Genomic DNA, 19,709 nt, shown 5'->3' with positions numbered 1-19,709 from the left:
GCCGGCTTCGCCCTGCCGGCCTTCCTCCTGCTGCTGGCGCTCCACGTCGTCCCGCTCCTGGTCCTGGCCGCACTCAGCTTCACCGACTACGAGCTGGGGGTGGTGACGTTCGAGTGGGTGGGGCTCGACAACTACGCCCAGGCCTTCTCCGACGAGACGTTCCGCCGCTCGCTGGTCAACACGCTCTATTATGTCGCGATCGTGCTGCCGGGCTCGGTGATCCTCTCGCTGCTGGTGGCGGTCCTGGTCCACCAGCGCAAGCGCACCCGCTCCTTCTACGAGATCATCTATTTCCTGCCCGTCACCTCGACCCTGATCGCGATGGCGACGGTCTGGCAGTTCCTGCTCCACCCGAGCCTGGGCGTGATCAACGCCGCCCTACGCAAGCTGGGCTTCGGCGAGGTGCCGTTTTTGAGCGACCCGGACCTGGCCCTGCCGACGCTGGCCATGATCGGCATCTGGCAGCTGGTCGGCTTCAACATGATCCTGTTCCTGGCAGGGCTGTCCTCGATCCCGCGCGACCTCTACGAGGCCTCGGCGATCGACGGGGTGGGCAACGGCGTCGACCGGTTCCTGACCATCACCTGGCCCCTGCTGGGCCCGACCACCCTGTTCGTGATCGTCACCACCTCGATCACCGCTTTCAAGGTGTTCGACACGGTGGCGGTGATGACCAAGGGCGGCCCGCAGGGAGCCACCGAGGTGATCCTCTATGCGATCTACCTGGAAGGCTTCTACTATTTCCGCACCGCCTACGCCTCGGTGCTGACCCTGGTCTTCTTGACCTTCGTGGTGATCTTCTCGGTGATCCAGACCTTCGTCCTCGACCGACGGACCCACTACTGATGCAGGCGGCCCTGCCTACCCGCACCGTACCGGAAGGCCAGGTCTCGCCGGCCGCGGCGATGATCCGCCGGATGACCGGCCTGTTCTTCGTCCACGCCTTCCTCCTGGCCGGCGCGGTCTTCATCCTCCTGCCGTTCGTCTGGATGCTGGTCACCTCGATCAAGCCGCCGGACGAGGTGTTCAGCGCCGAATTGTCCTTCTGGCCCGACCGCTTCTATGGGCTGGAGAATTACAGCTTCGCGCTGGCTGCGGCCCCGGTGCTGCGCTTTGCCTTGAACGGCGTGATCGTCTGCACCGGGATCCTGGTGGTCCAGCTCCTGATCGCGATCCCCTGTGCCTATGCCCTGGCCAAGCTGCAGTTCCCGGGCCGCCACCTCCTGTTCATCCTGGTGCTCCTGGCGCTGTGCATCCCGATCCAGGTGCCGGCATTGCCGATCTACGTGGCGCTCGCCTGGCTGGGCCTGCTCAACACCTATTTCTCGATGATGGTCCCGTTCTTCCTGTCGGTGTTCGGGATCTTCCTGTTCCGCCAGTTCTTCCGCAGCTTCCCGGACGACATCATCCATGCCGCGCGGCTGGACGGGATGAGCGAGTTCGAGATCGTCTGGCGGATCGTCACCCCCAGTGCCTGGCCGGCGATCGCCGCCTTCTCGGTGTTCTCGATCGTGGCCCACTGGAACGACCTCTATTGGCCGCTGATCGTGATCAGCGACATCAATCTCGCACCGCCGCCGCTCGGCATGATGTATTTCGCCGATGCCGAAACCGGCTCCAACTACGGCGCGCTCACCGCCGCCGCCACGGTGCTGACCGCACCTCTGGTGGTGACCTTCCTGTTCGCCCGGCGCAGGTTCATCGAGGGGATCACGATGACCGGTGTCAAATAACGGTCGCTGCCGGGCGCTAACCAGCGATCCGCATTGCTCAGGGGGAAGATGGAATGAAGCGACGCACTCTGCTTGCCGGCACCGCGCTGGGAGCCACCGCACTGGGCGCCATGCGGCTGGGTACGCCGGCCCTTGCCGCCGAGGAGGTGACGCTGGACGTGTTCTACACCCAGCCCTCCTTCTCACAGTTCCACGAGCCGATCGCTGCCGAGTTCATGAAGCAGCGCCCGGACATCAAGATCGCCTACCGGGCGCCGGCGGCGAACTATGACGAGGGCCACCAGGTGATGCTGCGCGCCGCCGTCACCAACCAGCTCCCCGACGTCTATTATGCAGGCTACCACCTGCTGGCCGAGCTGACCCACACGCTGGAGCGCCGCAACCAGATCCTCGATCTCGGCCCGCTCCTGGAAGCCGAGCCCGCCGAATGGCGGGAAGCCAACTATGCCCCGGCGATTCTGAGCGTCGGCCAAGTCGACGGTGTGCAGCGCGGCCTGGGCGTGGCCGCTTCCAGCTGCGTCATGTACGTCAACGAGGACCTGGTGCGGGCGGGCGGCGGCGACCCGGACAACATGCCGACGACGCTGGACGAGATCATCACGCTCGCCGCGAAGATCAAGGACGCCACGCCCGGCGTATCCGGCATCACCTACAACGTGCATGACTGGCCGGACGATTGGCTCTGGCAGACCCTGATCTTCCAGGAAGGCGGCGAGCTCTACGATCCGGCCACCGGCAAGGTCGCCTACAACAACGAGCTCGGGCTGCATGTCCTGGAAGATGCGCGGCGCTTCGTCGCCGAGGGCGGCATGAAGCTGATCAACTTCGACGAGTCCCGCCAGCAGTTCGTCGCCGGCCAGACCGGCATCCAGTTCGACACGCCGGCCCGCGTCCGCCAAGTCACCGAGCTGATCGGCGACAAGTTCAAGATGCGGACCGTGGCCTTCCCGGTGAGCAACAAGGAAAATGGCAAGCTGCCCACCGGCGGCAATGCCGCGATCATCACCGCCAAGGACGAGGCCAAGCAGAAGGCGGCCTGGGAGTTCATCAAGTTCGTGACCGGCCCGCAGGCCCAGACGATCGTGGTCGAGACCACCGGCTACATGCCGACCAACAAGCTCGCGACCGGGCCGGACTATCTGGGGCCGTTCTACGAGGCCAACCCGAACTTCGCCACCGTCACCAGCCAGATCGACCGCTCGCGCCCCTGGCAGGGCTATCCGGGCGGCAACTCGGTGCGCATCTGGCGGACCCAGCGCGACATCATCGCCAACGTGATGCGCGGCGATGTCGAGCCGAAGGACGGCCTGGCCCAGATCGTCGAGCAGACCGAGGCGCTGATGAAGTGAGCCGGGCCTCCGGGCAGGCTGGCTGAACCGGGGCCGGGCGGCATCGTCCGGCCCTTTTCATTGGCAGCCGTGCCTGGATAATCCACGCTCATGCAAGTGATTTGATCACTGTCCCAGTCTCGTGGGATCGCATAACCGTTCATGCCCAGGCACCTGCCTGGACCGAATAGCTCCGGAAGGACGCACATGGACACGGCCGAGCTCAGGCGGCGCGACGGCAGCGCACTTGCCAGTGAATCTATCGAGGCGTTCCGCAACGGCTTCCACGGTCAGGTGATCCTGCCGGGCGATGCCGGCTACGACGCGGCGCGGCGGATCTGGAACGCCCATGTCGACCGACGGCCTGGCCTGATCGCCCGCTGCGCCGGCGTGGCCGACATCGCCGCCGCGGTGAATTTCGCCCGCACCGAAGGCGTACTCCTGGCGGTCCGCAGCGGCGGCCACAACGTCGCCGGCCGGGGCTTGTGCGACGGCGGCATGGTCATCGACCTGTCCGGCATGCGCGGCGTGTTCGTGGATCCTGAGCGCCGTACCGTGCGGGTCCAGGCAGGTGCCACGCTCGGCGACCTCGACCGGGAGACCCATCTGCATGGCTTGGCGGTCCCGGCCGGCGTGGTGTCCCGCACCGGCATCGCCGGGCTCACCCTGGGCGGCGGGGTCGGCTGGCTGGTGCGCCGCTACGGGCTGACCTGCGACAATCTCCTGGCCTGCGAGGTCGTCACCGCCGCGGGCGATGTGGTCACCGCCAGTGCCGAGCAGAACCCCGACCTGTTCTGGGGGCTGCGTGGCGGCGGCGGCAATTTCGGCATCGTCGCTTCCTTCCTGTTCCAGGCCCATCCGGTCAGGACCGTGCTCGCCGGCCTCCTGATCTACCCGCGCGACCAGTCGGCGGCCCTGCTCCGCCACTACCGGGGGGTGATGGCCGAGGCCCCGGATGAGCTCACTGCCTATGCCGGCTTCCTGACCACCCCGGACGGGACCCCGGCAACGGCGCTGATCGTCTGCCATTGCGGCGATCCGGCCGAGGGCCAGCGCGCCGTCGCAGCACTACGCGCCTTCGGCCCGCCCATGGTCGACGCGGTCCAGCCTATGCCGTTCCCGGCGATGCAGCGCCTCCTCGACGACGCCTTCCCGGACGGCACGCACAACTACTGGAAGTCGACCTTCCTCCAGGCCCTGACCGACGAGGCGATCGACATGGTGATCGAGCATGCCAACCGCATGACCTCGCCCATGTCGGCGGTCGTGGTCGAGCTCTACAGCGGGGCTGCCAGCCGGGTGGCTCCGGACGACACCGCCTTCGCCTTCCGCCATGCCCAGTTCAATGTCGGCCTGATGGCGCAGTGGCGGGATGCGGCCGAGAATGATCGGCACATCGCCTGGACGCGGGAGGCATGGGACGCCCTGCAGCCTTTCTCCAGCGGCGGCTATATGGGCAACTTCGCCAGCGAGGAGGCGCCCGGAGCGGTGCAGCGTGCCTTCGGCAGCAACCATGTCCGGCTGGCGCAGCTGAAGGCGAAGTACGATCCGGACAACCTGTTCAGCCTGAACCAGAACATCCTGCCGGCGGCCGAAAGCGTGGCGCCGCTCTGACGCAGGCCGGTGCGGACGGGCTTGCCTCCGCTGGTGGCTGGCGCGATGGACCCGGCAACGCATCCGGAGAGCATGGTCCATGACGCCCGAGGAGTTCCGCCGCCACGGCCACGCGCTGATCGACTGGCTGGCCGACCATCAGGCCAGCCTGCCCGAGCGCCCGGTCCAGGCTCCCAGCCGGCCGGGCGAGCTGCGCGCCGCCTTGCCCCAGACGCCACCCGAGACTTCGGAGCCGTTCGAGCAGGTGATCGCCGACCTGGACCGGCTGATCGTCCCGCATCTGTCCTTCTTCCAGCATCCGCGCTTCTTCGGCTACTTCCCGGCCAATGCCCTGCCGGCCGGGGTGCTGGGTGATCTGGTCAGCACCGCGCTCGGCGTGATCGGCCTGTCCTGGCAGTCCTCCCCGGCACTCACCGAGCTGGAGGAGGTCGTCACCGACTGGATGCGGCAGATGACCGGGCTGTCTTCGGCCTGGCAGGGTGTGATCGGCGACACCGCCTCCACCGGCACGCTGGTGGCCCTGATCTCCGCCCGCGAGCGCGCCACCGACTATGCGCTGGCCCAGGGCGGCCTGCAGGCGGAAGCGGCGCCGCTCACCGTCTATGTCTCGTCCGGCAGCCATTCCTCGGTGGAGAAGGGCGCGCTGCTCGCCGGCATCGGCCGCGACCATATTCGGCTGGTGCCGACCGATGCCGCCCATGCCATGCGCGCCGACGCGCTGGCCGAGCTGGTGGCGGCCGACTTGGCGGCCGGGCTGCGCCCCATGGCGGTGGTCGCCACCACCGGCACCACCGCCACCACCGCCCTCGACCCCATCGCCGCCATCGCCGAGGTCACGAGCCGGCACGGCATCTGGCTGCATGTCGATGCCGCCATGGCCGGCAGCGCCATGATCCTGCCGGAATGCCGCTGGATGTGGCAGGGCATCGAGGCGGCCGACAGCCTGGTCTTCAACCCGCACAAATGGCTGGGCGTCCCGTTCGACTGCTCGCTCTACTACGTGCGCGACCCGCAGCATCTGGTCCGGGTCATGTCCACCAACCCCTCCTACCTGCAGTCGTCGGTGGACGAGGAGGTGCGCAACCTCCGCGACTGGGGCATCCCGCTCGGCCGGCGCTTCCGCGCGCTGAAGCTGTGGTTCGTGATCCGCGAGCAGGGGGTGGCGGGGCTGCAGGCCCGCCTGCGCCGCGACTTGGCCAACGCCCAGGCCCTGGCCAGGCTGGTGGCGGACACGCCGGACTGGCGCGTCCTGGCGCCCGTGCCGCTGCAGACGGTCTGTGTGCGCCACGAGCCTCCAGGCCTCACCGGCGAAGCGCTGGACCGCCACACCCGCGCCTGGGCCGAGGCGGTCAACCGCTCGGGTGCCGCCTACCTGACCCCCGCCATGGTCGACGGGCGCTGGCTGGTCCGGGTCTCGATCGGCGCCCCCGGCACCGAGCTGGCCGATGTGACGGCCACCTTCGCCGCGATGCGCCACGAGGCGGAAATTGCCCTTTCAGGCTGAGATACCTCCGCACGCCGACTTGCTGATCGGCGGCCCGCTGGCGGACCTGATCTCTGCGCGGGGCGGCGACGACCGGCTCAATGTTGGTAGCGGCAACGACATCATCGACGGAGAGCGCCGTCGAGTATCTTTCGCTTCCGTAAGGCGCGCGACAATGCGATGATGCCCGGCTGCTCTGTCCTCGAGCCGCCGGGCATGTCCGGTCGCACGCGAATGCTATTTTACCAAACGAACCCGAGGACCCGGCCTGTTTCAACCACTTGAATAGTTTCGACAGACGGGATCGGGATTCTGCCGGGCGTGCTCAGCCGAGCCCCGGCCGCTCCGCCAGCGCCTTCTTCACCATCGCCTCGACCCGCGCCCGGTCCTCCCCGGCGATCGTCAGGCGCGGTGCGCGCACCCGCTCGCTGCCGCGCCCGACCAGGTGCTGGACCAGCTTGATGTACTGGACCAGCTTCGGGCTCGTATCGAGGTGGAACATGGGCGTGGCCCAGCGGTAGAGCGGCAGCGCCTCGGCATAGCGGCCCTCCGCCATCAGCTCCCACATCCTGACCGTCTCGGCCGGGAACGCGTTGGCGATGCCATGCACGCAGCCGGCCGCCCCCAGCACGGCGCTCTCCATCATCAGGTCGTCGACGCCGCAGAACAGGGTGTAGCGGTCGCCGGTCAGGTTCACGATGTCGGTGAGCCGGCGCGGGTCGTCCGAGCTTTCCTTGATCGCCACCAGGGTCTTCTGGTCGGCCAGCTCGACGAAGGTCTCGGGCTTCAGGTCGACGCCGTAGACCATCGGGTTGTTGTAGGCCAGCACCGGCAGGTCGGTGGCGTCCAGCACGGTGCGGAAATGGGCGACGTTCTCGCGCGGGTCGGCCTTGTAGATCATGCCGGGCAGGACCATCAGCCCGTCCAGGCCGATCTTCGCGCAGTCCTCGGCATAGCGGCAGGCTTCCCTGGTGAGGTTCTCCGCCACGCCGGCCACCACCGGCACCCGGCCCGCCACCAGCTCCTGGGTGGCCTTGAGCACGTCGCGCTTCTCGTTCGCGCTGAGCGAGCCGTTCTCGCCGACCGTGCCGAGCATGATCAGCCCGTGCACGCCGCTCTCCAGCAGCCACGCGACATGGCGGGCATTGGCCGCGAAGTCGATGCTGTCGTCGTCCTTGAACTGGGTGGTGACGGCGGGGAACACGCCGTGCCAGTCGATCGCCATGCCAGGTCTCCCGAGGTGAGGGGGCGGATCAGGTGATGGTGAAGAGCGGCGGGCCCAGCTCGTCCAGGCGCGGTGTCACGCCCAGACCCGGCCCATCCGGCAGGCGCATGACTCCGCCTTCCCGGCGCGGCGCGCCATCGGCGAAGCTGCGGGTCACGTAGCCGTTGAAGTCGGTGGCGGCGAACAGGTTGCGTCCGGGCGTGCTGGCCGCGGCATGGGCGATGGCGGCGGTGGCGACATCGCCGCCCCAGCTGTCCTCGACGATCATCAGCAGGCCCAGCCGCACGCACAGGTCGCGCAGGAGGCGCGCCTGGGTCAGCCCGCCCAGCTTGCTGAGCTTGATGTTGACCATGTCCATGGCCCGCAGCCCGGCCGCGTGCAGCAGCGGCTCCAGCCCGTCGATGCTCTCGTCCAGCACGAAGGGCAGGCTGGCCCGCTCGCGGACCGCCCGACATTGCTCGAAGTTGTGGCAGGGCTGCTCGATGAACACGTCCAGGTCGCGCACCGCATTGACCACCCGCAGCGCATCCGCCGGCAGCCAGCCGGTATTGGCGTCGGCCACCAGCCGGTCGCCCGGCTCCAGCACTGCATGGCAGGCCCGGATCCGGGCGATGTCCTCGTCCGGGTCACCACCCACCTTGAGCTGGAAGCGGCGATAGCCGCTCTCCCGGTGCGTGCGCAGGTTGGCGGCCATCTCGTCCGCCGGCAGCTGGCTGATCGCCCGGTAGAGGGTGACCTCCTTCTGCATGATCCCGCCCAGCAGCGTGGCCACCGGCAGGCCGGTCGCCTTGCCCAGCAGATCCCAGGCGGCCATGTCCAGCCCGGACTTGACGAAGGGATGGCCCTTGAGCCGGCCGTCCATCGCCTGCCAGAGCCGGCCATGCTCGCGGGGATCCAGCCCCAGCAGATGCGGCCCCAGCTCCCGGATGCCGCCGCGCACGCCCTCGGCATAGGCCGGCAGGTAGACCGGCCCCAGCGGGCAGACCTCGCCGAACCCGCAAAGCCCGGCATCGGTGTCGAGTGCCACGAGCGTGCTGTCGAACACCTCCACCGACTTGCCGCCGGCCCAGTGATAGCTGCCCTCCTTCAGCGGCAGCTCGATGCGCCAGACGCGGATCCCGGTGATCCTCATGCCGTCTTCTCCCGTTCCGCGATCCAGCCGGTGAGCTCGTCCCGGGTCCGCTCCAGATGGTCGACCAACACCGCGGCGGCACGCCCGGCATCCCGCGCGGCCACCGCATCCACCAGCCGGCGGTGCTCCGCGATCGCCCGTGGTGCGATCCCTTCCAGGCCCAGATGCGCCGCGACATACGCTTCCATGCGCTCGTCGAAGCCCTGGGCCAGTGCTGCAATGCGCGGCCGCCCGGCCGGTGCATAGAGCTGGCGGTGAAACGCCCGGTTCGCCGCACCCCAGCGCTCGCGCTCGTCGCTGTGCAGCGCCTGCTCGAAGCCCGCCGCCGCCTGCTCCAGCGCAGCCAGCCCGTCCGCCCCGAAGCGCGGCACGGCCCGGCGGAGCAGATGCGGCTCCAGCAGCAGGCGCAACTCGAACAGCTCCGCCACCTCCTCGGCCGACAGTCCGGACACGAATGCCCCTCGATGCGGCGCAAACCGGACCCAGCCCTCGGCATCCAGCCGCTGCAGCGCCTCGCGCACGGGGATCCGGCTCAGCCCGAACATCTCCGCCACCGCCTCCTGGCGCAGATGCGCCCCCGCCGGCAATTCGCCCAACAGGATCCGTCGGCGCAGCTCGGCGACGACCTGATTGGCAGCGGTGCGATGAATGCTTGGCATGACCATCCGGCAGAGTGGCTCAAAAATTGGATACAATATCCATTATCCAATCACAAGCAGTCGGCGCGGCCTGCTTGGCAGGCACCGGTCTGGGTGGGCCGGGAGAGGGGACGGCAGCCAACGGCGGAGGTACTGGCTGGCAGATGGCGTCAGGGCTCAGCGCGGAAGGTACAGGCTAAAGCGGTGGCCGGTGCGGGCGAGGTACTGCCGCCGCAGCCGCGCGCATGGGGAGCGTCCGGCTGCGGCTTCCATCGACCGGGCTGCCGCCCAGTCGCCGACAGGTTACCCAGGGGCTCAGGGAGCCAGATGCGGAATGGCCCGAGCATGCTGACCGGAGGATCGGCCAGGGCAAGCGGATCTTCTGCGCGAAGGTAAGGCAATCGGCAGCCGATGCAGCCGCCGGCGCCCATCAGGATCGGCGGCTCAGCCCGGCGGCCGTCCCGTGGCCACCGGCAGGGTGCCGACCAGGCGACCGTCCGGGTTGCTGGCCGAGAGCCAGATGCCCAAGGCGACCATGGCCAAGCCGATGACCAGGCTCCAGTGCAGCGGCTCGCCCAGCAGCATGGCGCCGATCAGGGCGGCCAGCACCGGGTTGACCGTGACCGAGATGGCGACGCGGGTGGGCGTGGTGCGAAGCAGGGCGAACGCCCACAGCCAGAAGGTCAGCGCGCCGCCGAACACGCCCAGATAGAGCACTGCCGCCCATTGCGCTGTCTCGAGCCGGGCGAGGCTGGGCAGGCCGCCCGTGGCCACCGCCACCGTGCCCAGGCACAGAGCGCCCACCGCCATGCCGAACGTGGCGAACGGCACGGCACCCAGCCGGCGGACCAGCCGCCTCGACCAGACATTGTAGAGCGCCATGCAGCCGGCAGCCGCGACCATCAGCAGGTCGCCCCGCCAGGCACCTTCAGGGGCCTTGGCCAGGGAAAGCAGCAGTGCCGCGGCGACTCCCGCCATTGCGACCAGCACGCCCAGGCTCTTGCGCAGCGTCAGGCGCTCCACCCCCAGCAGGGCGGCGGCCAGCATGGTCAGGAGCGGCACGGTCGACAGGGCCAGGCCGCCGCGCGCCGCGGTGGTGAAGATCAGCGAGGCGTTGAACAGGATCGGGAACAGGCCGAAGAATAGAAGGCCCAGCCCGATCAGGCCCGGCCACTCGCCCGGCTGCGGCCGGCCCGCAGGTACCCGCAGCGCCAGCGGCAGCAGCAGCAGCGCACCGATGCCGAAGCGCAGCGCACCCAGGGTCAGCGGATCGAGGGCTTCCGCCAGATAGCGGGTCGCACCCACAGATGTGCCGCCCAGCCCGCTCGAAAGGACGGCCGCGAGCACGCCCAGCCATTCCATCGCCTGTCCCGCTTCCGCCATGTCGCTTGCCTGCGGGATAGTGTCATCCTACCCATCAAGGAATGGCATTGGCATGATAAGACTCATCACGAGGCTTCATGGGCACGCCCGACCTCGATCCCGACCTGCTCAAGGCGTTCGTGGCGGTGGCGGACCTCCGGTCCTTCACCCGCGCGGCGCGCCTGCTCCACCGCACCCAGTCGGCGGTGAGCATGCAGATCCGCCGGCTGGAGGAGCGGCTGGGCACGGCACTGTTCCATCGCAGCACCGTCCAGGTCGAGCTCAGCCCCGCTGGCGAGAGCCTGCTGGATTATGCAAGGCGGATCCTGGCGCTCCAGGCCGAGGCGCTGGCCAGCCTCCAGGCCCCGGACCTGGCCGGCACCGTCCGGCTGGGGGTGATGGACGATTACGGCAGCCAAGTGCTGCCGGGCCTGCTCGCTGCCTTCACCCGCTCCTACCCGCAGGTCCAGGTAGCGATGGAGACGGGGCTGACCGGGGGCATGCCGGAACGGTTGGGTGCGGATCTCGACCTGGTGGTCGCCCTGCATCCGGAAGGGGCGGGCGAGGGCCAGTTCCTGTGCCGGGAGCAGCCTTGCTGGGCGGCGGGCCCAGGGCAGGCCTGTCACCGGCTGGACCCGCTGCCGCTAGCGCTCTACCCGCCCGGATGCCTGTTCCGGCAGTGGGCGATCCGGGCGCTCGATCAGGCCGGGCGGCGCTGGCGGCTGGCCTTCGTCAGCCACAGCTTGGCGGCGGTCGCCGCCATTGCCGCCGAGGGCCTGGCCGTCACCGTGGTGAAGTCCACCACCTTCCCGGTCCGGCTGCGGCGCCTGGACCCGGCCGACGGCCTGCCGCCTTTGCCTACAGCCGAGTTGCGCCTGCACCGCTCGCCTGGCCTGTCCCGGGCAGGGGCTTTGCTGGCCGAGCATCTGGCGGCGGCACTCGGCACCGTCCCGGCCGACTCCACCCCGCTCAGGCCGCGCGCCGAAGCGTCGTGACCTCGAACGGGGTGCCCTGGCCGTCCTGCGGCGGATACATTCGGTCGAGCTGCGCACGCACCACCAGCACGCACAGCATCGCGAAGATCAGGCACTCCAGCGCGATTGAGACGGCCCAGGCTGACGTCACCTGCTGCGCATGGTGCAGGACGGCTTCGGCGCGCGTCATCGACTGGTATTGTGGGATCTCCACCACCTTCGAGTCGTCCGTCGCTTCGCGGACGGCGGTGCGGAGCTGGGCCACGATCCTGCGCACCGGGACCAAGTCGGAATCGATGGTCCGGTGAAGGATGGCCGCCTGATCCGCCAGGCTCAATCCGGCCGCTTCGGCCGCAGACTTGCCGGCATCGGCTAGGCTGCGTGCTATCTCGGCCTCGTCCCCCACGAGCGACGCCCGTCTCGCCCGGTCCAGCTGGGTACGTGCCTGTGTGATCCTGCCGTCGCGACTGTCGATGATCGCACCTACCGCCTTTTGCAACTCGTCCAGCTTGGCCGACATCTCGCGAAGATCTCGGGTCACGGGTCCGATACCGGTCTGGCCGCTGAGAGTGCCGATGCCTGCCTCATCGGCGGTCAACCGCTCCAGGGAGTTGCGAGCCGTGGTGATCTCCTGCAGCAGAGAGTGATCCGGCCCGGCTTGGTCCTGGATATCGCGCAGTGCTGTCTCAAGCGCGCCGAACTGGGTCTGGTGGTGGTGGCGCAGCGCCACGCCCCCGCCCAGCGCGCTGGTCAGCCACCAGGACGAGGTAAGGATCGCCAGGCCGGTCACTATCCCGCCCAGAAGGAGCACCAGCGGGATCATGGCGCCCTGCGCACGCTGCGACATGCCCAGGACATAGTGCCAGGATGTTGCCAGCAGGCAGGCGAGGCCAATGGCAGCGCCGATCGGAATCAGCCATGCGGTGGCGAAGCCTTCGGTGGCGAGCGCGCCATGCATGCCCCAGAATGCACCCAAGCCGGTCAGGATGCTCCCGACGACCGCCATGGAAGAGGCGAGACGAATGTCAGCCATGTCCTATCCCTGCCCGAGAAAATCGATGATTCGAGAATATCGCGGATGTGACAGCAGATGCTCAGCCGCGGAGCACAGTCCATTCAATGCGCAGGGCTGGGCCGGAATATGGTTAACAACTCGGAAGCCTGAGCAAAAAGCAGAAATCACGGCATGGGAAGGCTGGATTGATTGAAGTCATATCCGGATATGGAGAATGGGATCCCCGGCCCGGGAGAGAGGAGCTGCCGGCGAATGATCCGGCCGCTCAGGGCGCCAGCTGGCCACCCTTGACCAGGGCGATCAGCCCGACGCCCAAGGCGATCAGCAGGCCGCTGGCGAGGCCGGAGGTCACCGCCGACCAGAACCGTTCGCGCGCGTTCTCATAGGCGCGCGCCAGCCGGATCGCGTTCTTCACCCCTTGCTCGTCGTCCAGGCCGAGCCGCGTCATCAGCCGGTCGATCGCCTGGCTCACCGCCCGCTCCGCCGCACGGCGCGCCAGGATCTCGATCTCCCCCAGCAGCTCACGCTGCTCGTCGCCCGATGGCCGCGCCGGGGCGGGCAGGACCAGTGCCTGGAGCTGGCGGCGCAGCTGACCGGTCCCGGCCGTGGCGAACAGGAGCGGGACCGCGGGAAAGGCCTGGCCCAGCGCGTCCACGATCTCGCTGCCCTCGCCGTCAGGCAGGGTCAGCTCGGACAGAATCGCGTCCGGCTGCCAGCCCGGTCGCTCGCGCATCAGCATGGCTTCGGCCAGCCCGGCGGCACTGCGCAGGTCGAGCCGTTCGCCCGGCTCGCGCGCGAGGCCAGCAGCAAGGCTGGGATTGGTCGCCAGGATCAGGACACGCACCGGGCCGCTCCGAGGCATGGGACGGAGCTGGATATCTACCAGAAGTTGCGATGCGATTAAAGAATTTGATCCTATAACGGATCACAATCCGCTGGTCATGCGCGGCTCGTCCAAGCCGCGCACCGAGAAACCCTCCGCGGCCAGGCTGTTGCGGATCTGCTGGGCATGCAGGGCGTTGCGGGTCTCGATCGTCACGTCGACATCGGTCAGCATGACCGAGAGCCGCGCGAATGCCCGCTGGTGCGCCACGTCCACCACGTTGCCGCCGCAACGCGCGATCAGCGCGGTCACCTGGGTGAGGCTGCCCGGCCGGTCGGGCAGGCTGACCCGGAAGCGCACCATCCGCTCGGTGCGCACCAGCCCGCGCAGGATCACCGCCGAGAGCAGCCGGCTGTCGATGTTGCCGCCGCTCAGCACGAGCCCGACCTTGCGGCCGCGGAAGCGATCGGCAGTGGTCAGCAGGGCCGCCAGGCCCGCGGCGCCCGCACCCTCCGCCACCGTTTTCTCGATCTCGAGCAGCATCAGCACGGCGGTCTCCAGCGCCGCCTCGTCCGCCAGCATCACATCATCGACCAGCGCATCGATGATCGGCAGGGTCACCTTGCCCGGCTGCTTGACCGCGATGCCCTCCGCGATGGTGGGGCCGCCCGCCTCGATGGGCAGGCCGCGCCGCAGCCGCCAGACCGTAGGATAAAGGGCGGCCTCCACACCCACCACCTCGATGGCCGGCTTGCGCGCCTTGGCGGCGATGGCGATCCCGGAGATCAGCCCGCCGCCGCCGACCGGCACCACCAGCACCTCCAGCTCGGGCACCTCGTCCAGCATCTCCAGGGCGAGCGTGCCCTGCCCGGCGATCACCTGCGGGTCGTCGAACGGGTGGACGAACAGCAGGTTCTCCGCCGCGGCGATCTGGCGGGCATGGTCGGCCGCCTCCTCGACCCCGCTGCCGAACAGTTCGACCCGCGCACCGAGCTTGCGGGTGTTCTCCACCTTCACGATCGGGGTGAAGGCCGGCATCACGATCGTGGCGGGGATGCCGAGCCGGGCCGCGTGATAGGCCACGCCCTGGGCGTGGTTGCCGGCCGACATCGCGATCACGCCTCGGGCCCGCTCGCCCGGCTCGGCCTGGAGCAGCCGGTTGAGGGCACCCCGCTCCTTGAAGGAGGCGGTGTACTGGAAGTTCTCGAACTTCAGGTAAACATCCGCCCCGGTGATCTCGGACAGGGTGCGCGACAGCCGCAGCGGCGTGCACGCCACCGCACCGGCGATTCGCGCCCGTGCTGCCTCGATATCGGCGGGCGTGACGCTCACGGGTAGAGCGGCCCGATGGTGAGCCCGCTGGTCTCGGCAAAGCCGGCCATGACGTTCATGTTCTGCAGGGCCTGGCCCGAGGCACCCTTGACCAGGTTGTCGGTCACCGAGAGCAGGATCGCCCGGCCGGCCGCCCGGTCGGGATGCACCGCGATCAGGCAGTGGTTGGAGCCGCGCACCTGCTTGACCGAGGGCAGGCTCTTGGGCGGCAGGACGTGGACAAACGGCTCCTCCGCATAGGCTTCGGCCAGCCGCTCCTGCAGGTCGGCGACCTCCACCCCGTCTTTCAGCCGGACATAGATGGTGGCGAAGATCCCGCGGCCCATCGGCACCAGATGCGGGGTAAAGCTGACCTCCACCTGGCCACCGGCAAAGTCGCCCAGGCACTGGTCGATCTCCGGCGCATGGCGGTGGTTGCCGACGCCATAGGCGGAGAAATTGTCCGACGCCTCGGAGAACAAGAGATTCTCGCGCAGGGAGCGTCCGGCCCCCGACACGCCGGACTTGCCGTCGATCACGATCGGGTCGCGCTCGATCAGCTCCTCGGCGAGCAGCGGGATCAGCGGCAGCTCGGCCGTGGTCGTGTAGCAGCCGGGATTGGCCACCAGCCGGGTCGCCCGCACCTTGTCCCGGTAGTGCTCGGTGAGCCCGTACACCGCCTCCTTCTGCAGCTCGATCGCCGCATGGGGATGGCCATAGACCTGCTGATAGAGCTTCGGGTCGTAGAGCCGGAAGTCGGCGGACAGGTCGACGATCTTCACGTTGTGCGGGAGGTCGCGCAGCACCTCCTGGGTAGTGCCGTGCGGCAGGCAGCAGAACACCACGTCCAGCGTGGAGAAGTCGACGTCCTCGATCTTCACCAGCTTCGGCAGCTTCTGCACTGCCAGGTGCGGGAAGACCTCGCCGATTTCCTTGCCGGCCATGCGGTCGCCGGTGAGCGTCGTGACGCGCAGCCCGTCATGCTGGGCGAGCAGGCGCAGGAGCTCGGCTCCTGTATAGCCGGACGCACCCAGGACACCTACTGCGAGTTTCGACGCTGCCATGTTCCTCACTCCTCCTGCAGGGGGCAGATAGAGCCGGAGTGGTCGCTTGTGCAACGCAATGGACGACATGAGGTCGGTTAGCTAGATTGGCTATGGGAGGAGGGCCTGGATGATCGTCAACATGCACGAGGCGAAGAGCCAGCTCTCGAAGCTGGTCGAGGCTGCGCTGCGCGGCGAGGAGGTCATCATCGCCCGGGCCGGCAAGCCTGTCGTCCGGATCGAACCCCTGGAACCTGCAGGGCTTCGACCGATAGGCGGGCTGGAAGGTACGCTCGACCGGCAAGCCGTCGCCTTCCTCGAGGAGGACCTGGGCGAGGAGTGGTGGGGCGACGTGCCGGCTCCGGCCGAAGCCCCATGATCCCGGAGATGCAGCGCTTCCTGCTCGATACCAATATCGTGGTGCGCTGGCTGTACCAGCCAGAGCGGATTCCTCTGGACATCCAGGATCGGCTGCGGCGGAGCGTGACCGCGCCGATGTTCAGCGCCGTCACCCCCTACGAGCTGACGCTGAAGTCCAATATCGGCAAGCTCGGCCTCGATGTCGCCGATCTGCTGGAGCGACTGGCCAGCTATGGCTTCATGGAGTTGCCGGTGCGCGCCGTTCACGCAGTCGAGGCCGGCCGGCTGCCCCTGTTCCACCGTGACCCGTTCGACCGCCTGCTGGTCGCCCAGGCCCGGATCGAGGACTGCATCCTCGTCACGACCGACACGCAGCTTGCAGCGTTCGACGTGACGGTCCATCACGTCCCGCGCTAAGCGGAGATAGTTCCAGTGAAAACCCTCGTCATCGGCAGCGGCGGCCGCGAGCATGCCTTGTGCTGGTCGCTGGCGGCCTCGCCCATGGTCACCGAGGTCCTGTGCGCGCCGGGCAATGCCGGCATCGAGGCGGTGGCGCGCTGCAGCCCGGTCGCGGTCGACGACATCGATGGCCTGGTCCGGCTGGCGAAGGACGAGGGGGTCGGCCTGGTGGTGGTCGGGCCCGAGCTGCCATTGACCCTGGGCTTGGTCGACCGGATGGCCGAAGAGGGCATCCGCGCGTTTGGGCCCAGCGCCGCCGCCGCCCGGCTGGAAAGCTCCAAGGCCTTCACCAAGGAGTTCTGCACCCGCCACAACATCCCGACCGCCCGCTACCGTACCTTCACCCAGGAAGATGCCGAGGCGGCCCGTGCCTATGTCCGGGCCGAGGGAGCACCCATCGTGATCAAGGCCGACGGGCTCGCCGCCGGCAAGGGCGTGGTGGTGGCGACCACTTTGGCCGAGGCGCTGGCCGCCGTGGACGACGCGCTTGCCGGCGGCTTCGGTGCTGCGGGCGCCACGCTGGTGATCGAGGAGTGCCTGGTCGGCGAGGAGGCATCGCTGTTCGCGCTCTGCGATGGCCGCCACGCGCTCGAGATCGGCACCGCCCAGGACCACAAGCGTGCCTTCGACGGCGACCAGGGGCCGAACACCGGCGGCATGGGCGCCTACTCGCCGGCACCGGTGTTGACCGAGGCGCTGGTCGAGCAGGTGATGGCGGAGATCGTCCGCCCGACCCTGGCCGGCATGGCGGAGGAGGGAAATCCCTTCACGGGCTTCCTGTATGCGGGCCTGATGCTCACCGCCGACGGCCCGAAGCTGATCGAATACAATGTCCGCTTCGGCGATCCGGAATGCCAGGCGGTCCTGCCGCGGCTGATGACCGACCTCTGCCAACTCCTGCTGGGTGCGCTCGACGGCCAGCTGCACCACATGAATCTGCGCTGGCTCCCGCTCCATGCCCTGAGCGTGGTGATGGCGGCCAGGGGCTATCCCGGCAGCTATGCCAAAGGCACCGAGATCCGTGGCACCGAGGGGCTCGAAGCCGACGACCTCCTCCTGTTTCATGCCGGCACGCGGCGCGAAGGCGGGCGGCTGCTGGCCAATGGTGGGCGGGTGCTGAACGTGACCGGCCTGGGCACCACGCTCGCCGAGGCGCAGGTCCGCGCCTATGCGGCTATCGACCGGATCGACTGGCCGGACGGCTTCTGCCGCCGGGATATCGGCTGGCGGGAGCTCCAGCGCGGCTGACCGCTTGCGCTGGACGGTCTTCCACCTAAGCTTGCGCCGCTCTTTGCCTCCGGGAACCGCCATGTCCTCGACCCTCGTCACTCCGATCGACCGGCTCTGGCCCACTGACCGCCCGGTCCTGCGCAACGTCGTGCTGGTGCTGTTCGGCACGCTGCTTCTTTACGCCTCGGCCAAGGTCCAGGTGCCGTTCTGGCCGGTGCCGATGACCATGCAGACCGGCGTAGTGGCCCTGATCGGCATGGCCTATGGCTGGCGCCTGGGTGCAGCCACGGTGGTCGCCTACCTGGCCGAGGGCGCCATGGGTCTGCCGGTGTTCACCGGCACCCCTGAGCGCGGCCTGGGCCTGGCCTACATGGTCGGCCCGACCGGCGGCTATCTCCTGGGCTTCGTCGTGGCGGCCGCGATCGCCGGCCGGCTCGTGCAGTCCGACCAGAGCCTGGCCCGCATCGCCGCCGCGGTGGTGGCGTCGATCCTCGCGATCTTCGCCCTGGGCGTCGCCTGGCTGTCGGTGCTGGTTGGCCCTGAGGCCGCCATCGCCAATGGCGTCCTGCCGTTCATCCCGAGCGAGATCGCCAAGATCCTGCTCACGATCGCCGTGGGTACCGCCTTGCTGCGGAGCCGCCGCACCGGTTGACCCAGCCCGTTCCACCCGATCCGTCGACCATCGAGGCGGCCGGGGCGCTCCTGCGCGCCGGCCGCCTCGTCGCGTTTCCGACCGAGACCGTCTATGGCCTGGGCGCCGATGCGACCCAGGACGAGGCGGTGCGTCGCGTTTATGCCGCCAAGGGCCGGCCCGCGCACAATCCCCTGATCGTCCACCTGCCCGATCTAGCGGCGGCCGAACCCCTGGTCCATCTGGACGAGCGCGCCCGCCTGCTGGCAGCCGCCTTCTGGCCGGGCCCGCTGACCCTGGTCCTGCCGGCCCGGCCCGGCAACGGGATTTCCGTGCATGCCACGGCGGGCCTGATGACGCTGGCGATCCGCGTCCCGGTCCATCCGGTTGCCCAGGCGCTGCTGCGCGCCGCCGGCCGGCCGGTCGTGGCGCCCTCGGCCAATCCGTCTGGCCGGGTGAGCCCGACCAGGGCCGCCCATGTGCAGGACGATCTGGGCCCGGCCGTCGCCCTGGTGCTGGATGGCGGCGAATGTCCGGTCGGGCTGGAAAGCACGGTGCTCGACCTGTCCCGGCCGGACCGGGCGGCCCTGCTCCGGCCGGGCGGGCTCCCGCGCGAGGCAATCGAGGCGGTGCTGGGTCCGCTGGTCGGCCCAGGGGGCGATCCGGCCCGCCCGGCGGCACCGGGCATGCTGGCCTCGCATTACGCGCCGGCAGCCCCGGTCCGTCTCGATGCGAAGAGCGTGGCGCCGCGCGAGGCGCTCCTGGCTTTCGGCACCGACGTGCCGCCCGGCGCGCTGGCCACCTTCAACCTCAGCCCGTCGGGTGACCTCGCCGAGGCCGCTGCCAACCTGTTCGCTATGCTCCGCGCCGCCGATCGGGCCGGTGCCGACCGGATCGCGGTGGTGCCGATTCCAGGCGCCGGCTTGGCCGAGGCGATCCGCGACCGGCTCCGCCGCTCAGCAGCACCACGCAGCTAGGTGCACCGTCCTGCGGTGTAGTGGTACGGTTGATCCCCACGCGGCGAGGGATGCGCTATGGGCCAGCTTCTTCATGGCAGCGCCACCACGACAAAAGGCGGTCCATCGCGCGATCGAGGCTGGTGAAGATAGCCGTGAGAACGGCGGCCAAGCGCTACGGCGTCAGTCCGACCTGCATCCAGAAGTGGCGTGGGCGGCCGACGACCAGCGTGGCACGGGTGGGTCCGCAGGAGGCCCGCTCGACGGTCCTGACGCCCGAGGAGGAAGCGATCATCGTCGCGCTTTGCCGGCATGCGCTGCGGCCGCTGGACGACGACCGGAGATCGAGGGCGGCAAGCCCATCAAGAAGCTTTGCCAGCTACCCGATCGGC

The 19,709-nt window shown here is 69.0% G+C and carries 20 protein-coding genes and 1 pseudogene; 13 read left to right on the top strand and 8 right to left on the bottom strand.

The window, feature by feature from the left end:
• From VNS22_RS20380 to VNS22_RS28635, 6 genes are all read left to right on the top strand, one after another.
• Positions 1-846 (top strand): sugar ABC transporter permease (locus tag VNS22_RS20380; RefSeq protein ID WP_325735694.1); only part of this gene is annotated, 846 nt, incomplete at its 5' end.
• A 71-nt stretch (positions 847-917) separates the two neighbouring features.
• On the top strand, positions 918-1,733 hold the full coding sequence (locus VNS22_RS20375; protein ID WP_349261850.1) for a carbohydrate ABC transporter permease: 816 nt from the start codon (positions 918-920) through the stop codon (positions 1,731-1,733).
• A gap of 53 nt (positions 1,734-1,786) precedes the next feature.
• A complete protein-coding gene (locus VNS22_RS20370) occupies positions 1,787-3,082 on the top strand; it encodes an ABC transporter substrate-binding protein (protein ID WP_325735690.1) in 1,296 nt (431 codons plus the stop codon).
• A gap of 186 nt (positions 3,083-3,268) precedes the next feature.
• On the top strand, positions 3,269-4,675 hold the full coding sequence (locus VNS22_RS20365; RefSeq protein WP_325735688.1) for an FAD-binding oxidoreductase: 1,407 nt from the start codon (positions 3,269-3,271) through the stop codon (positions 4,673-4,675).
• Positions 4,676-4,754: 79 nt separating this feature from the next.
• Positions 4,755-6,179, top strand: coding sequence for a pyridoxal phosphate-dependent decarboxylase family protein (locus tag VNS22_RS20360; protein ID WP_325735686.1), 1,425 nt, complete (start codon positions 4,755-4,757; stop codon positions 6,177-6,179).
• Complete coding sequence (locus VNS22_RS28635; protein WP_414653397.1) at positions 6,163-6,342, top strand: hypothetical protein; 180 nt, start codon at positions 6,163-6,165, stop codon at positions 6,340-6,342. Before VNS22_RS20360 ends, VNS22_RS28635 begins: the two co-directional genes overlap by 17 nt.
• Positions 6,343-6,483: 141 nt before the next feature.
• Here VNS22_RS28635 and VNS22_RS20355 read toward each other — a convergent pair whose 3' ends face one another.
• From VNS22_RS20355 to VNS22_RS20340, 4 genes are all read right to left on the bottom strand, one after another.
• Positions 6,484-7,383 carry a dihydrodipicolinate synthase family protein gene (locus VNS22_RS20355; RefSeq protein WP_325735684.1) on the bottom strand — a complete coding sequence of 300 codons (900 nt, stop codon included), beginning with the start codon at positions 7,381-7,383 and terminating at the stop codon, positions 6,484-6,486.
• Positions 7,384-7,411: 28 nt separating this feature from the next.
• The gene (locus VNS22_RS20350; RefSeq protein WP_325735682.1) at positions 7,412-8,515 is read right to left on the bottom strand and encodes a cis-3-hydroxy-L-proline dehydratase; all 1,104 of its coding nucleotides are present in this window, start codon (positions 8,513-8,515) and stop codon (positions 7,412-7,414) included.
• On the bottom strand, positions 8,512-9,174 hold the full coding sequence (locus VNS22_RS20345) for a GntR family transcriptional regulator (protein ID WP_325735680.1): 663 nt from the start codon (positions 9,172-9,174) through the stop codon (positions 8,512-8,514). Before VNS22_RS20345 ends, VNS22_RS20350 begins: the two co-directional genes overlap by 4 nt.
• Positions 9,175-9,597: 423 nt before the next feature.
• On the bottom strand, positions 9,598-10,536 hold the full coding sequence (locus VNS22_RS20340; RefSeq protein WP_325735678.1) for a DMT family transporter: 939 nt from the start codon (positions 10,534-10,536) through the stop codon (positions 9,598-9,600).
• A 77-nt stretch (positions 10,537-10,613) separates the two neighbouring features.
• Here VNS22_RS20340 and VNS22_RS20335 point away from each other — a divergent pair, with 77 nt between their 5' ends.
• On the top strand, positions 10,614-11,510 hold the full coding sequence (locus VNS22_RS20335; protein ID WP_325735677.1) for a LysR substrate-binding domain-containing protein: 897 nt from the start codon (positions 10,614-10,616) through the stop codon (positions 11,508-11,510).
• On the opposite strand, the gene VNS22_RS20330 is transcribed toward VNS22_RS20335, so the two are convergent.
• The 4 genes from VNS22_RS20330 to argC all read right to left on the bottom strand — a co-directional run bounded on the left by VNS22_RS20330 (position 11,485) and on the right by argC (position 15,702).
• A complete protein-coding gene (locus tag VNS22_RS20330; protein WP_325735675.1) occupies positions 11,485-12,522 on the bottom strand; it encodes a hypothetical protein in 1,038 nt (345 codons plus the stop codon). The two genes, VNS22_RS20335 and VNS22_RS20330, sit on opposite strands and share 26 nt — an antisense overlap.
• 247 nt (positions 12,523-12,769) lie before the next feature.
• The gene (locus VNS22_RS20325; RefSeq protein ID WP_325735673.1) at positions 12,770-13,348 is read right to left on the bottom strand and encodes a hypothetical protein; all 579 of its coding nucleotides are present in this window, start codon (positions 13,346-13,348) and stop codon (positions 12,770-12,772) included.
• An 81-nt stretch (positions 13,349-13,429) separates the two neighbouring features.
• The gene (locus VNS22_RS20320) at positions 13,430-14,659 is read right to left on the bottom strand and encodes a threonine ammonia-lyase (protein ID WP_325735671.1); all 1,230 of its coding nucleotides are present in this window, start codon (positions 14,657-14,659) and stop codon (positions 13,430-13,432) included.
• The gene (gene argC, locus VNS22_RS20315) at positions 14,656-15,702 is read right to left on the bottom strand and encodes an N-acetyl-gamma-glutamyl-phosphate reductase (protein ID WP_325735669.1); all 1,047 of its coding nucleotides are present in this window, start codon (positions 15,700-15,702) and stop codon (positions 14,656-14,658) included. Before argC ends, VNS22_RS20320 begins: the two co-directional genes overlap by 4 nt.
• Before the next feature lie 109 nt (positions 15,703-15,811).
• Here argC and VNS22_RS20310 point away from each other — a divergent pair, with 109 nt between their 5' ends.
• The 6 genes and pseudogenes from VNS22_RS20310 to VNS22_RS20285 all read left to right on the top strand — a co-directional run.
• On the top strand, positions 15,812-16,060 hold the full coding sequence (locus VNS22_RS20310) for a type II toxin-antitoxin system prevent-host-death family antitoxin (protein WP_325735667.1): 249 nt from the start codon (positions 15,812-15,814) through the stop codon (positions 16,058-16,060).
• Positions 16,057-16,458: a type II toxin-antitoxin system VapC family toxin gene (locus VNS22_RS20305; protein WP_325735665.1), complete on the top strand. Its 402-nt coding sequence runs from the start codon at positions 16,057-16,059 to the stop codon at positions 16,456-16,458. The genes VNS22_RS20310 and VNS22_RS20305 overlap by 4 nt, the downstream gene beginning before the upstream one ends.
• 15 nt (positions 16,459-16,473) lie before the next feature.
• Positions 16,474-17,748: a phosphoribosylamine--glycine ligase gene (gene purD / locus VNS22_RS20300; RefSeq protein ID WP_325735663.1), complete on the top strand. Its 1,275-nt coding sequence runs from the start codon at positions 16,474-16,476 to the stop codon at positions 17,746-17,748.
• 61 nt (positions 17,749-17,809) lie between these two features.
• Positions 17,810-18,382, top strand: coding sequence for a biotin transporter BioY (locus VNS22_RS20295; RefSeq protein WP_325735661.1), 573 nt, complete (start codon positions 17,810-17,812; stop codon positions 18,380-18,382).
• A complete protein-coding gene (locus tag VNS22_RS20290) occupies positions 18,379-19,338 on the top strand; it encodes an L-threonylcarbamoyladenylate synthase (RefSeq protein WP_325735659.1) in 960 nt (319 codons plus the stop codon). Before VNS22_RS20295 ends, VNS22_RS20290 begins: the two co-directional genes overlap by 4 nt.
• A 57-nt stretch (positions 19,339-19,395) precedes the next feature.
• Positions 19,396-19,709, top strand: a pseudogene (locus VNS22_RS20285) (hypothetical protein); the annotation flags it as partial.

It is taken from the genome of Geminicoccus sp., from assembly GCF_035556675.1.
In the GTDB taxonomy this organism is placed as follows: Bacteria; Pseudomonadota; Alphaproteobacteria; order Geminicoccales; family Geminicoccaceae; genus Geminicoccus.
Note: the sequence above shows the minus strand (reverse complement) of the source record. Positions and strands in the feature narration are given on the sequence as shown.

Bases quoted from the DNA above. Each gene is read 5' to 3' on its own strand.
- VNS22_RS20375 (WP_349261850.1), top strand. From the start codon at position 918: ATGACCGGCCTGTTCTTCGTCCACGCCTTCCTCCTGGCCGGCGCGGTC.
- VNS22_RS20370 (WP_325735690.1), top strand. From the start codon at position 1,787: ATGAAGCGACGCACTCTGCTTGCCGGCACCGCGCTGGGAGCCACCGCA.
- VNS22_RS20365 (WP_325735688.1), top strand. From the start codon at position 3,269: ATGGACACGGCCGAGCTCAGGCGGCGCGACGGCAGCGCACTTGCCAGT.
- VNS22_RS20360 (WP_325735686.1), top strand. From the start codon at position 4,755: ATGACGCCCGAGGAGTTCCGCCGCCACGGCCACGCGCTGATCGACTGG.
- VNS22_RS20355 (WP_325735684.1), bottom strand. From the start codon at position 7,383: ATGGCGATCGACTGGCACGGCGTGTTCCCCGCCGTCACCACCCAGTTC.
- VNS22_RS20350 (WP_325735682.1), bottom strand. From the start codon at position 8,515: ATGAGGATCACCGGGATCCGCGTCTGGCGCATCGAGCTGCCGCTGAAG.
- VNS22_RS20345 (WP_325735680.1), bottom strand. From the start codon at position 9,174: ATGCCAAGCATTCATCGCACCGCTGCCAATCAGGTCGTCGCCGAGCTG.
- VNS22_RS20340 (WP_325735678.1), bottom strand. From the start codon at position 10,536: ATGGCGGAAGCGGGACAGGCGATGGAATGGCTGGGCGTGCTCGCGGCC.
- VNS22_RS20335 (WP_325735677.1), top strand. From the start codon at position 10,614: ATGGGCACGCCCGACCTCGATCCCGACCTGCTCAAGGCGTTCGTGGCG.
- VNS22_RS20330 (WP_325735675.1), bottom strand. From the start codon at position 12,522: ATGGCTGACATTCGTCTCGCCTCTTCCATGGCGGTCGTCGGGAGCATC.
- argC (WP_325735669.1), bottom strand. From the start codon at position 15,702: ATGGCAGCGTCGAAACTCGCAGTAGGTGTCCTGGGTGCGTCCGGCTAT.
- VNS22_RS20310 (WP_325735667.1), top strand. From the start codon at position 15,812: ATGATCGTCAACATGCACGAGGCGAAGAGCCAGCTCTCGAAGCTGGTC.
- VNS22_RS20305 (WP_325735665.1), top strand. From the start codon at position 16,057: ATGATCCCGGAGATGCAGCGCTTCCTGCTCGATACCAATATCGTGGTG.
- VNS22_RS20295 (WP_325735661.1), top strand. From the start codon at position 17,810: ATGTCCTCGACCCTCGTCACTCCGATCGACCGGCTCTGGCCCACTGAC.